The following is a 12,687-nucleotide window of genomic DNA, read 5'->3' as shown; positions in this document are numbered from 1 at the left end:
GCACTACTCTACGTATTCCGTGAAATCTACGTTTTCCACGATCCAGCGCTTACGCGGATCCACCTTATCACCCATCAAGGTAGACACACGACGCTCAGCCTTAGCTGCATCCTCTATCTGAACGCGCAGCAAGGTACGTGAATCGGGATTCATCGTTGTTTCCCATAACTGATCAGGGTTCATCTCCCCAAGTCCTTTATAGCGTTGAAGCTCAAAATTCCGTCCAAATTCTTTCAAGTAATTTTCAAGCTGCTCATCAGTCCAGGCATAACGTACTGTTTCGAGTTTGCCCGACTTGCGTGTTATTTTATATAACGGCGGCTGAGCAATATATATGCGTCCTGCGTCAATCAGCTCTTTCATGTATCGATAAAAGAACGTCAACAGCAGCACCTGAATATGCGCGCCATCTGTATCAGCATCGGTCATAATAATGATTTTGGAATAATTGCTATCTTCGAGCGAAAACTCGGTTCCTACCCCCGCACCAATCGCTGCTGTAATAGCACGGTACTCATCATTTTTCATAATATCCGCCAGCCTGGATTTTTCCGGATTCATCGGCTTGCCCTTTAGCGGCAAAATGGCCTGAATTTTGGAATCCCGCCCCTGCTTGGCTGATCCCCCGGCCGAATCGCCTTCCACGATAAACAATTCATTGCGCGTAAAATCCTTGGACTGCGCAGGCGACAGCTTGCCATTCAGATTCGAGCTTTCACTACGCTTCTTGCCTGAACGCATTTCGTCCCGCGCCTTACGTGCAGCCTCGCGCGCTCTGGAGGCCTGAATGGCCTTCTTGATCAAGGTCTGCGCGATCTGCGGATTCTCTTCCAGAAAACGCTGCATCTGCTCAGATACGATGGCATCCACTGTACTCCGTGCCGAGGCGCTGCCCAGTTGGTCCTTGGTCTGACCGACAAATTCAACCTCCGCCATTTTGACACTGATGACAGCCATCATGCCCTCACGCAGATCATTGCCCTCCAGATTTTTATCCTTTTCCTTCAGCATCACGGTTCGGCGGGCATAGTCATTCATGACCCGAGTGTAAGCGGTTTTGAATCCTGTCTCATGCGTACCCCCGCCACGTGTCGGAATAGAGTTAACAAACGAAGCAATCGTCTCTGTATAACCCGCATTATACTGAATGGCAATTTCCACTTCAATGTCTTCTTTTTCAGCAATAAAGTGAATAACATCATGCAGTACATCCTTGCCCTCATTCAGAAAAGCAACAAACTGGCTTGCTCCACCCTCATAATAATATTCATCTGACTTCCCGCTGCGTTCATCTTTAAGCTGAATACGAAGTCCCGAATTCAGAAAAGCAATTTCCTGAAGACGCTCAGCCAGCGTATCGTAGTTAAAGTGAATGCCTGCCTGGAAAACGCGAATATCTGGTTTAAATGTAATTTTCGTGCCTGTCTTGTTGGTATTGCCCAGCACTTCAAGGCCTGTGGTCGGTTCTCCGACATGCTCCACGCCCTTCTTGTCCTGCCAATATTCAAACCGCTGACGGTGAATCTTGCCGTCCCGGTAAATTTCCACTTCAAGCCATTCCGAAAGAGCGTTCGTTACAGACGCACCCACACCGTGCAGACCTCCGGACTTTTTGTATCCCGAACCGCCAAACTTACCTCCGGCGTGCAAAATGGTGAATACAACCTGAGGCGTCGGGATTCCCGTTTTGTGCATTCCAGTCGGAATACCGCGCCCGTTGTCTGTTACCGTAACAGAACCGTCCTTATGCATTGTGATATCAATGCGAGAGCAAAACTTGGCAAGATGTTCATCCACCGCGTTGTCTACAATTTCCCATACCAAATGATGCAGCCCCGAAGAACTGGTGCTCCCAATATACATGCCCGGCCGTTTGCGAACTGCCACAAGCCCTTCGAGCACTTGAATGTCGTCCGCGCCATATTCTAAAGCTCCGTTCTGAGTGCCGGACGCTTCCGCAGACAAGTCGATTTTGTCGACCATTCATGCTCCCCCTTTGTCTAATCATAACCGTGTTTTGCCTTATTTCTGATGATTTTCACCAGAAATGCAAACAGATGTTTTCTTTTACCTTGTCCATTTTAATTCAATATATCCCGTTTCGTAAAGACGGCGAATGAAACAATCAACGCCGCTCCCCCCCAAATGCCCAGTACAGTTAAAGAAAAGGGCAAGGTCATTCCCTCAATCGGAGCGGGGCTTCCAGATAAATAATCGGTTAATTCGAGGTTAACCATAAATAAATATTTTGCGCTCTGCCAAGATGAAGCCATATTGGTTAAAATAGTGCCGGAAATAAGCGCAGCCATCATGACCACGATGCTTGCCGCCGTACTGCGTACCAAAACAGATACCATAAAGGCCAGCGATGCCACCACGAGACTGACAAACCAGATCAATCCGGCTTGCAGCATTAAATAATGCCATTGTGGAATCGCATGAACCGCAGATACATCCACCGTCTGGCCAACAATTTGGAAGCCGGTAAATACAGGCACGTTAAAACCGCGATAGCCAAAAAACAAGCCTGAAATGAGATAACTAATCACGAATACACTCAAAATGATGAGCGAAACGAACATATACAGTGTCAGCAGCTTGCTCAGCAATATTTTCCACCGCCTGACAGGACGGGTCAGCAGCATTTTTATCGTGCCTGTCGTCCGTTCTCCTGAAACCAGGTCCGAGGCAATCGCCATAATCAGCAATGGGACAAACAGATTAATGGAATTATCCATAAACTCTCTCGTAAAGGTTACGCCACTTGGCTCATTCGGATTCACGTCATTTTCGAGATAATATTGCATCTGCTGGACAAAAACCCGGCGGTAGGTCTTCCATTCCTCGGGAACCCGGTCGCTGCCAAGCGAGTTTTGGTTATCGGTAATCGCCTGACGCAGCTCCAGCCGCCAATCATTGCCGAATTTTTCACGATTATTTTCTGCTACTTTCAATTGAGCGTACGTAAAAATCGGCACTAACACAAGTAAAACAAGTAAAATGACATAAAATCGTTTTTTCTTGATAATTTTTAGTGTTTCATTTTGTATGAGCGGTAAAATGTTATTCAAGTATCTCACCTTCCGTCATTTTCAGGAATAGCTGCTCCAGTGTAGGGTTGATTTTGGTTACACCTTTAACGGAAATACCGGAAGCTATCATTTGTGAGACTAGCCCCGCAATATGCTCTTCATCCATTTCTGTAAAAATGGCCTTGTCTCCGCTGGCTGCAACAATGCTGTCATCAATTAATTCATCGGCATTTGTAATGATTCTCACAAATGGAGATTTTTGCAATAGGGCCAATCCCTGATCATAAGGTTCCAATTGCCATACGGCCATGCGCGAATGCGTTTCGACTAAATCCCGCACACCACCGACAGCCAGCACCTTTCCCCGACTAATAATAGCCACACGATCACACAATAACTGGATTTCGCTGAGCAAATGACTGGAAACAAACACAGCCATGCCCTCGGAAGCCAGCAGACGGATAAAAGCTCGCATTTCCTTAATTCCCTTGGGGTCCAGGCCATTCGTCGGTTCATCCAAAATAAGCAGCTTCGGTCTGCCAAGCAAGGCTTGAGCTATGCCGAGACGCTGGCGCATCCCCAGTGAATACGTACTTACCTTATCATGAATACGACGGTCGAGACGAACCAGTTCAACCACCTCGCGGATACGCTGTTCGTCTACATCAGGCTGCATCCGGGCAAAATGCTCCAGGTTCTCCCAACCTGTCAAATAGCTGTATACCTCTGGATTTTCCACGATCGAGCCGATATGCCGTAAAGCCTGCTCCGGATCACGGTTCACATTGTGGCCGCATACCGTAATCGTCCCTTCCGTAGGCTTAATTAAGTCGACCAGCATACGAATCGTCGTCGTTTTTCCGGCGCCATTCGGGCCGAGAAAACCAAAAATCTCACCCGCACGAACGTCGAATGTCACATCATGAATAATCATTTTACGTTTGATACGTTTCTTGACGTGTTGAACAGAGAGAACCGTTTCGTTGTCGCTTCTGCCTCGGTCTGCGCTGCCAGGCTGGCTAGCGGAATGGAGGCTGGACGCTGTATCTGTAGCTGTCGAATCCTGTGTTGCTTCAGCTCCGGTCTTGTCGACAGATTGGATGCTCATTCCTTGTTCCCTCCCTTCTTCACTTCAGCCGGCTGGCTGCTGGCGGATTGTTGTTCACGATCTGCTTGATCGGTATCTTTCGTCGCTGCAACTGCAAATCCCTGCGCTATCCGTTCAGCGATCGCCTGATAGCCCTGTCCGTTGGGATGAAAATGATCTGATGATAAATAGACTGAAAGATTTTGCTGGAATAAATCGAATGTTGGAATCAGCGTCATATTGCTGTTTTGGTTGGTAATAGCCATGGCTGCCAAATTCCATTCTGTTACAACAAGGTTGCCGGGCACCTTCATTTCAGGCAGATCACTGAATGGATTATATAAGCCCACATAAATAATTTTAGCTTTCGGATTGATCTTTCCGACCTTGGTCAGTACTTTTTGCAGACGTTTGGAGGCTTCAGGCAATGCTTTGCGCAAGCCGATAAGTGTTGGTGGCTCTTTACCAGTCTGGGCAGCTTGTGCACCCTGAAATAAATCATTGCCTCCAATCGAGACAATAATAACGTTAGCCTTCTTTAATACATAAGATACACCAGGCTCATCCAGCTTGGTTAATAGTCCTTGGGTCGTCAGTCCATTAATCCCCAGATTGTTGATGAGCTGCGCCTTATGACCTTCCTGACCATTTAACAAGGTCACCGATCGACGTACAAATCCACTGCCGGAATCATCACCCGTTCCCTTGGCCAGCGAATCGCCAATGGCAGCTACCCGAAACTCTCCCGTCTGAGTAGCAGCAGCTGGCGCAGCTGGTGTCTGCGATGAACCGGTATTTACAGGTGGAGTGCTAACCATCAGCTCTGGAGCTGTGATACTTCGCACTGCAGCAATAAATCCGTATAATAATAGCAGTGTAGCGGCGATGGAAATGGAACCGACAGACCGCCATATCCATTTTGATGAATTCACTCGTGTTCCCTCCTGATAGCTTAGTGAAATAAACATAAAGCTTCTCATATCATTTTGCAAATAAACCGTTCTGGGATTCATGAAGCACACCAGTGAAAAAAAAGAAAGGAACATCATTTGAGGTTCGATTGTGTGAAACTTTTGTGAATATCATTATATTATTTTTCCCAAGTATGTAAAAAAAGAATGGCAAATGCCATCCTTATCCGATGTCTGCTTGTTTGCACAGTAAAGACGAAAAACTATTTGCTATCAGGTATAAAGCTCTTGATCCATTGTCCAAAGCTGCCCGGATTCCGGCTCTGGATCAACACCGTTCCTTCACCGCGAAACCGGCATACAAGCGCTTCTCCACTCGTTACGCTGGACAGCCAGCCTTTCGATGCTTTCTCAATTTTATAATCCATATAGTCTGGCCATGCCACCAGATGAGCATTATCAATAATGCGCTCCTCTCCGGGTGCAACATACAGAGGATAAATAGCTCCGTAAGAGGACAGAAACACCGTACCCCGACCACTGATTTCAACGATAAAAAAGCCTTCGCCAGAAAATAGTCCTTTCATCAGGTTTTGCATTTTGGTACTGACCTCGATCCCTTCTGTACATGCCAGAAAACCGTCCTTTTGGACCAACAGCCTGTATGAGCCGTCCAGCTCCACGGCTTGTACATCTCCTATACTGGCTGGGGCGAGCAGCACTTCTGCCGGCCCCCGAGCTGCCCTCAGCTCTTGAAAAAAGAATTTTTCCCCACTCAGCATCCGACCCAAACCACGCAACAGTCCACCATCCACTGTTCCTTTGATGTCTACACTGGAAGACATGGAAACCATCGCTCCCATTTCTGCTTTAATGGTTTCTCCGGGGCTCAGTTGCACCTTGAGCATGGCAAAGGCGCCTTCATGCACGATTTCGTAGCTCAATTGTTCACCTGACTTTCTATAAGTAGTATGTTATCTATGCTGCTTGCTGCTATCATACTATACTTACATCCTGTGTGCCTGTTTTTGCATACAAGCAATGGTTCAATACTATTCGATAAATAATGAATCAAAGGCCCACTGAACGTGTCAGCAGGCCTTTAGATTAACGCGATGTCGCTATATATAAGTGCTACAAATGCGTCTTGCTATCGTTTTTAGTTATCGGTTTTAGTTACGTGTGAACTCCTGTACCCAATATCCATTGTAGTAAGCCACACCAATTTGCGTATATTCTGCCTTCAGAATATTTTCACGGTGTCCCTGACTGTTCATCCAGGCTTTCATTACTTCTTGCGGGTTTTTTTGACCCATTGCAATATTTTCACCTGCATACGTATAACTTACGCCAAATTTCTTCATCATATCAAATGGTGAGCCATAGGTCGGAGATGTATGATCAAAGTAATTGTTAGTGCTCATATCCTTCGCTTTAGCCAAAGCTACTTCCGTAAGCTTCGCGTCGGAAGTCAGTGGCTTCAGACCATTTTTGCTGCGCTCGTTGTTTACCAGCTTTACAACCTCTGCTGCAAATTGAGACTTGCTGAGCTGTGCACCCGATCCTGCGGACTGACCTGCACCAGAATTGGTGTTCTGAGCTTGATTCTGCTGCTTGTTAGCAGACTGTGAAGCGTTTTGGTTCCCCTGTTTGGTTACTTGCTTGCCCGAAGAAGGATTCCCTGTTTGAGTTTTAGCCTTGCCCTGTCCGAAACAATCAGTTACATTGTTCGTTACTGTCGTCGTCCCATTGGACAATTGAACAGAGTATCCGTTATTTTGTAGCCACTGTTGTAGTTGCGCTGTCAAATCGTCAGCCGGTGCTGCTGATGCCGGAACGATGAATCCTGCGGATAAAACGGCGCTTAGACTTCCCATCACCAGTGTTTTTTTCAACATATTCTTCATTTCGTCATCTCCTTGTTGTATAAATGTTTTGGTGCATTACATGTTCGCTCTGAACGTGCCCGGTTACAACTTTGTAATCTTTACTCTAGCAGTATATCATGTTTCCTAGCAGGATCAATGGTGTAAAAGTTGGTAAAAAAATAGCCCCGCTTGGCAATAGCCGACACGGGACTGATATACAGATAATAAGATTTTATATAATTTTAGCTTTCATCAGGCAGCTATCTGAGCTTTTTGCTGAAACGGTAACCTTGCTTCTCAAAGCCAATTCGATTGTAGAAGGCTCTGGCCTCTACCTGTTTGATGCGGTTATTCGCTCCAGTAATGAATAAATGATTGCATCCTTGCGCACGTCCCCAATCCTCACCACAAGCCACCAGACGTCTGCCAATGCCCTCGCCGCGACACTCCCCATTCACGACCAGCATGGTGATTTGTACAGCAGGATCAGGATAAGCCAAGCTTTGAGCCGTATGCATGCCGATTACTCCGACAACACGACCATCCATTTCTGCAACCATCATATTCGCTTGACTGTCCTCCTGCGTTGTTCCCATAACCTCTTTCATTACGCCACAAGTCATCGGATATCCGACTTCTCTTAGCAATCCAGTTACGGCTTCGCAATCGCCAAGCTCTACGGAACGAATTGTCAGTACTGGAATCATCACATTGTTAGACATGATTTACCTCCACTTTCAGCATATTAGCAGCCTCTTTGGCCGTCTTCCGTGCTGTCTCCACATCTCCTGCAGCGCTAAGCGCTACAGCCATCCGGCGTCCCGGCTTGGTTTCAGGCTTCCCGAACACTCGCACCTGTGTCCGGGGTAACGACAAAGCATCATCCATACCACTTATTGCGAAATCCCGTGTAGCCAATTCTGCCTTCAAGGTAGCTGAAGCCCCTGGTGTAAGCAACGTAACTGACGGCACCGGGAAACCGAGAATGGCCCGCACATGAAGCGCAAATTCCGACAAATCCTGCGTAATCATTGTTACCATTCCAGTATCATGCGGACGAGGGGATACCTCACTGAATATGACGCCATCAGCCGTTAAAAACAGCTCAACGCCAAACAATCCATAACCACCCAATTCATCCGTAATCGTACGTGCAATATCCTCTGCCTCTGAAAGCTGCTTGTCCGTCATGCCATGAGGTTGCCAGGATTCGACATAATCCCCGTCTTTCTGAATATGGCCAATCGGTGGGCAAAAAGTCGTACCTGAAACCGATCTGACGGTCAATAACGTAATTTCGCTCTCAAATGGGACAAAAGCTTCAACAATGACGCGTGTTGTTTTGGCACGTGCGCCTTCCAGCGCCGTATTCCAGCAGGCTTCTGCATCTTCAGGTGTCCGGCATACAGACTGCCCTTTACCTGACGAGCTCATCAAGGGCTTAACCACGCAGGGCGTACCAAGCTCATGAACCGCTGACCGCAACTGCTCAAAATCATCTGCAAAGCGGTAGGCGGCGGTCGGAAGCTGCAACTTCTCGGCGGCAAGCCTGCGAATGCCCTCCCGGTCCATCGTAAGACGGGCGGCCCGGGCTGTTGGTACTACGTGAAATCCCTCTTGCTCCAATTCTTCCAAAGCACCCGTAGCAATAGCTTCGATTTCAGGTACAATTATGTCGGGCTTTTCCTTGCGAATTAGTGCCTTCAACGCCTCAGCATCCTGCATATCCAGACAGTGAGAACGATGGGCCACCTGCATTGCTGGAGCCAATTCATACCGGTCTACAGCAATACACTCCACGCCAAGCCGCTGAGCTTCAATAATGACTTCTTTTCCTAATTCTCCGCTGCCCAGCAGCAGCATCTTCTTAGCGTTGGCAGAAAAAGGAGCACCCCACATCTTGAACTCTTCCCCCTCTGACGATATTGCTCTGATCTCTTTTCATCTTTATTTTCAGGGTTTAGCTTCAAGAATGCAATAGTGCTCGGCATTAAAATTTACAAAAAGCGCGATTTTTTGATCTTTTTTTTACAAAAATCTGAACTGTGCTTCCACCAGCCCCCGATATATTCCATGTTTTTTCATCAATTGCTCATGATTACCACTTTCCTGAATCTCTCCATGGTCCAGTACAACAATATGATCGGCATTCCGAATGGTAGACAAACGGTGGGCGACCATAAAAGACGTCCTTCCTTTCAGCAGAACCTGAAGGGCATCCTGGATTTTCAGTTCTGTTTCCGTATCAATGCTGGCTGTCGCCTCATCCAAAATAAGAATTCGCGGATTGGCAAGCAATGCCCGGGCAAAGGATAACAGCTGCCGCTGACCCATGGATAGCATACCGCCTCGCTCCTCCACCTCTGTTTCGTAGCCGCCCGGTAATTGAACGATGAATTCATGAGCATTGACCGCCTTCGCAGCCATTTCAATCTCCTCATCCGTTGCATCCAGACGGCCAAAACGAATATTATCGCGAATCGTACCTGAAAATATAAACGTATCCTGAAGCACAATGCTAATCTGGCTGCGCAAGCTCTCCACCGTCACGTCACGCACATCATGACTATCAATGGTAAGCCTCCCTGACGTAATGTCATAGAACCGGCTGAGCAGGTTAATGATTGTACTTTTACCTGATCCGGTATGACCCACAAGGGCAATGGACTGGCCCGCCTCGACAGAGAGAGTAATGCCTTTAAGCGCCTGACGTCCCTTTTCATATTCAAACACAACATTTTCAAATTGAATATCGCCCCGAATAAGCGGTAAATCCTTGGCTCCCGGCTTGTTCGCAATATTCGGCTGTTCATCCATAAACTCAAATATTCTCTCCGATGAAGCCATCGCAACCAGCAATTGATTGTACATTTGACCCAGGCGATTAATCGGCTCCCAAAAGTTCCCTACATAGTTGGCAAATGCAACCAGCAGACCAACGGTAAGCTGATCCGTCTGAATCAGATGCGCTCCGAACCAGAATAGCACCAGCGTACCCAGCCCTCCTGTAATATCAATCAGCGGACCAAAAACCTGATTCATAGCGGAGGCTTTATCCCACGACCTTTTGCTGGAGCTGTTCATGTCATCGAAAAAAGCCATGTTTTCATGCTCCTGCGTATAGGCCTGTGTCACACGAATCCCCTGAATGGACTCATTCAGATGAGAGTTGATGCGTGAGTTCTTCATGCGTACTTCCTGCCAGGCGCGACGGATACGCACGCGCAGCTTGGTTGAGATCAAAAACATGATGGGGACGGTCACAATGACTGCCAAGCCGAGCTTCCAGTTAATCAGCAGTAAAATGACAATGATTCCCATGAGCTGTACGCAGTCGATCAGGACATTCACTGCCCCATTCGTAAACAGATCCTGTAGCGAGTTAATGTCATTCGTCACACGTACTAATACAGACCCGGCCGGTCTTTTATCAAAGAAATTGAAAGAAAGCTTTTGAATATGCTTAAACAGATCTTCTCGCAGATCGTAAATAACGCGTTGACCGATAATATTGGTGAATTTAATGCGGTACGTATTGGCTGCCCATTGAATCAAATATAGCAATAGCACCGCACCCGTTATAAGCAATAGCAACTTCACGCTGGGCATTGCCGGCCATGCGGGAGCAATCGCCTTATCAATCGCCAGACTGATCAAATAAGGAACCGTCAGCTTGGTGATGGTACCGAGAATCATCATGACCAGAAGAATCGGCAGGATCTGACGGGCATAAGGCTTCATGTAGGCAAGCAACCGTTTAAATTCTGACCAGTTAAACGGTTTGTCAATGACATCATCATCCTGATACACAAAACGTTCATTTTTGGGCTTTTTTAACGGGTTGGCTTTTTCTGCTGGTATATTCATGGTCTCACCTGCCTTTCAGATACACCGTCTGGAGCCTGGTCTATGTAGTCGGCGTATTGAATATGATACACATCCTGGTACGGGCCTGGAGTGGCAATAAGCTGTTCATGTGTTCCTCGCTGGACAATTTCCCCTTCCTCAAGCACCACAATTTCATTGGCATGACGAAGCGACGAGATTCGATGAGCTATAATAAATGTCGTGCGTCCACGCATAACCTCTTGAAAACCGGTCTGAATTTCATGCTCTGTCTCCATATCGACCGCACTGGTGGCATCATCGAGTACGAGAATTTTTGGATTTTTGAGTAGGGCGCGCGCGATGGCAATCCGTTGTTTTTGTCCCCCAGACAGCCCCAGTCCACGTTCACCGACGACGGTATCGTAACCCAGCGGCAGCTCGGTGATGAATTCATGTGCCTGAGCCAGCTTGGAAACGCGTATGATGTCATCGATACTGACATGGCTTAGACCATAAGCAATGTTGTTGCGGATAGACGATGAGAACAAAAACGTCTCTTGAAACACAGAAGAAATTTGAGCACGCAAATCACGAATTTTCAAATGGCGTATATCCGTTCCGTCCAGCTTGATGCTGCCTGCGTCCACGTTGTAAGCCCGCATAAGGAGCTGAATAATGGTCGATTTTCCTGAACCTGTTCCACCCAAAATCCCAATGACGGATCCTGGTGGCGCATCCAGATTGACGTCAACAACAGCGGGTAGCTTATTCCCGTAAGCAAACGTGACATGTTCAAATGTAATATGTCCTCTCACCTGCTCAGTATGGAGCGCAAGAGCGTCAGGTTCATCGGTTACATCTACATGCTGATTCAATAGCTCCAAGACCCGTTCACCGGAAGCCTTAGACTGCGTATAGTTATTAATATGAAAGCCAATGCTCCAAATCGGACCGATAATATACCAAATTAAGCTAAAAAAAGCGACAAGCTGCCCCAGAGTCATCGACTTTACAATAACCAGATAGCCCCCCATCCCTAATAGAAAGACCACACTAACAGAAGCGATCAGCTCCATGGCGGGGAAAAAGCGACTCCACAAGGAAGCAGCCTGAATTTGATTGCTTTTATACTGTTCATTTCGTATTGAGAACTTTTCAACTTCATAGGATTCACGGGCAAAAGATTTGACGGTGCGCACGCCTGTTATATTTTCCTGTACCGCTGTCGTCAAGGCGCTGAGCGCAATCCGCATTTCCTGAAAGGTGGGATGAATTCGGGATTCAAACTTAAATGTGACGAAGAGCAGCAAAGGCATGCTGATCATCGTAAAGAGGGTGAGCTGCCAGTTGATATACAGCATCATCATAGAGCCGAATACGACCATCAGTACCACATTGAGGAGTTGGGCAAAACCAAACCCGATAAAGTTGCGAATCGCCTCCAGATCACCGGTCAGACGGGACATGAGATCCCCCGTTTTGGCAGTGTCATAGTATCTGAAGGACAGAAATTGCAGCTTTTCGTAACAGGCATTGCGGAGTCGATACGCCAGAAAGTTTCCTAGCCGTCCACCAAAAAAACCATGTAAAAATTGCATAAACCCTTTGATAATTACGACTCCCAGTACAGTCAGAGCCAGCACCGGGACTTTCTCGAAGTCACCAGGAATGATAGCGTTATCAATGAGCCTTTGGAGCAGGTTCGGATACACCAGTCCCAGGGCCGTCGCTATCGCAAGGCATAGAATGGAAAGAAACAGATAATGTCTCCTCTCGCGAAAAAAAACTTGCAGTTGCCTGAGCACTTCCATGTCAATGTCCCTCCATTAGTTGCACGACGTTGTTATATGGCTTAGTGAAGTTTACCATTCGCATTCCAAGGCGGCAAAGAGGATAACAGACCGTTTTCAGGCAGGTTCGCAATTGGCGGGGGATTAGGCAAATTAAATCGCTTTCTTATC

At 47.1% G+C, this 12,687-nt stretch carries 10 protein-coding genes; all 10 read right to left on the bottom strand.

The features are described 5' to 3' along the window. Positions 1-3: 3 nt before the first annotated feature. On the bottom strand, positions 4-1,983 hold the full coding sequence (gene parE, locus B4V02_RS11005; protein ID WP_094154793.1) for a DNA topoisomerase IV subunit B: 1,980 nt from the start codon (positions 1,981-1,983) through the stop codon (positions 4-6). A 98-nt stretch (positions 1,984-2,081) separates the two neighbouring features. Then, entirely contained in the window at positions 2,082-3,071 is a 990-nt protein-coding gene (locus tag B4V02_RS11000) for an ABC transporter permease (protein ID WP_007430728.1), read from the bottom strand. Next, positions 3,064-4,140 (bottom strand): ABC transporter ATP-binding protein, encoded by a 1,077-nt coding sequence (locus tag B4V02_RS10995; protein ID WP_094154792.1) that lies wholly within the window; start codon positions 4,138-4,140, stop codon positions 3,064-3,066. Before B4V02_RS10995 ends, B4V02_RS11000 begins: the two co-directional genes overlap by 8 nt. Continuing rightward, positions 4,137-5,087: a GDSL-type esterase/lipase family protein gene (locus B4V02_RS10990; RefSeq protein ID WP_094156983.1), complete on the bottom strand. Its 951-nt coding sequence runs from the start codon at positions 5,085-5,087 to the stop codon at positions 4,137-4,139. Before B4V02_RS10990 ends, B4V02_RS10995 begins: the two co-directional genes overlap by 4 nt. 206 nt (positions 5,088-5,293) lie before the next feature. Continuing rightward, entirely contained in the window at positions 5,294-5,974 is a 681-nt protein-coding gene (locus tag B4V02_RS10985; protein ID WP_007430731.1) for a TIGR00266 family protein, read from the bottom strand. 228 nt (positions 5,975-6,202) lie between these two features. Beyond that, a complete protein-coding gene (locus tag B4V02_RS10980) occupies positions 6,203-6,937 on the bottom strand; it encodes a CAP domain-containing protein (protein WP_007430732.1) in 735 nt (244 codons plus the stop codon). A gap of 221 nt (positions 6,938-7,158) precedes the next feature. Further along, positions 7,159-7,620, bottom strand: coding sequence for a GNAT family N-acetyltransferase (locus tag B4V02_RS10975; protein ID WP_007430733.1), 462 nt, complete (start codon positions 7,618-7,620; stop codon positions 7,159-7,161). After that, entirely contained in the window at positions 7,613-8,797 is a 1,185-nt protein-coding gene (purT, locus tag B4V02_RS10970; protein WP_094154791.1) for a formate-dependent phosphoribosylglycinamide formyltransferase, read from the bottom strand. Before purT ends, B4V02_RS10975 begins: the two co-directional genes overlap by 8 nt. 129 nt (positions 8,798-8,926) lie before the next feature. Further along, the gene (locus B4V02_RS10965) at positions 8,927-10,765 is read right to left on the bottom strand and encodes an ABC transporter ATP-binding protein (RefSeq protein WP_094154790.1); all 1,839 of its coding nucleotides are present in this window, start codon (positions 10,763-10,765) and stop codon (positions 8,927-8,929) included. Further along, positions 10,762-12,537 (bottom strand): ABC transporter ATP-binding protein, encoded by a 1,776-nt coding sequence (locus tag B4V02_RS10960; protein ID WP_007430736.1) that lies wholly within the window; start codon positions 12,535-12,537, stop codon positions 10,762-10,764. The genes B4V02_RS10965 and B4V02_RS10960 overlap by 4 nt, the downstream gene beginning before the upstream one ends. Positions 12,538-12,687: the final 150 nt, after the last annotated feature.

The sequence above is a fragment of the Paenibacillus kribbensis genome (assembly GCF_002240415.1).
GTDB lineage: Bacteria > Bacillota > Bacilli > Paenibacillales > Paenibacillaceae > Paenibacillus > Paenibacillus kribbensis.
The sequence above is the reverse complement of the archived record's forward strand: the minus strand, read 5'-3'. Positions and strand labels throughout refer to the sequence as shown.

Bases quoted from the DNA above. Each gene is read 5' to 3' on its own strand.
- parE (WP_094154793.1), bottom strand. From the start codon at position 1,983: ATGGTCGACAAAATCGACTTGTCTGCGGAAGCGTCCGGCACTCAGAAC.
- B4V02_RS10995 (WP_094154792.1), bottom strand. From the start codon at position 4,140: ATGAGCATCCAATCTGTCGACAAGACCGGAGCTGAAGCAACACAGGAT.
- B4V02_RS10990 (WP_094156983.1), bottom strand. From the start codon at position 5,087: ATGTTTATTTCACTAAGCTATCAGGAGGGAACACGAGTGAATTCATCA.
- B4V02_RS10980 (WP_007430732.1), bottom strand. From the start codon at position 6,937: ATGAAGAATATGTTGAAAAAAACACTGGTGATGGGAAGTCTAAGCGCC.
- B4V02_RS10975 (WP_007430733.1), bottom strand. From the start codon at position 7,620: ATGTCTAACAATGTGATGATTCCAGTACTGACAATTCGTTCCGTAGAG.
- purT (WP_094154791.1), bottom strand. From the start codon at position 8,797: ATGTGGGGTGCTCCTTTTTCTGCCAACGCTAAGAAGATGCTGCTGCTG.
- B4V02_RS10965 (WP_094154790.1), bottom strand. From the start codon at position 10,765: ATGAATATACCAGCAGAAAAAGCCAACCCGTTAAAAAAGCCCAAAAAT.
- B4V02_RS10960 (WP_007430736.1), bottom strand. From the start codon at position 12,537: ATGGAAGTGCTCAGGCAACTGCAAGTTTTTTTTCGCGAGAGGAGACAT.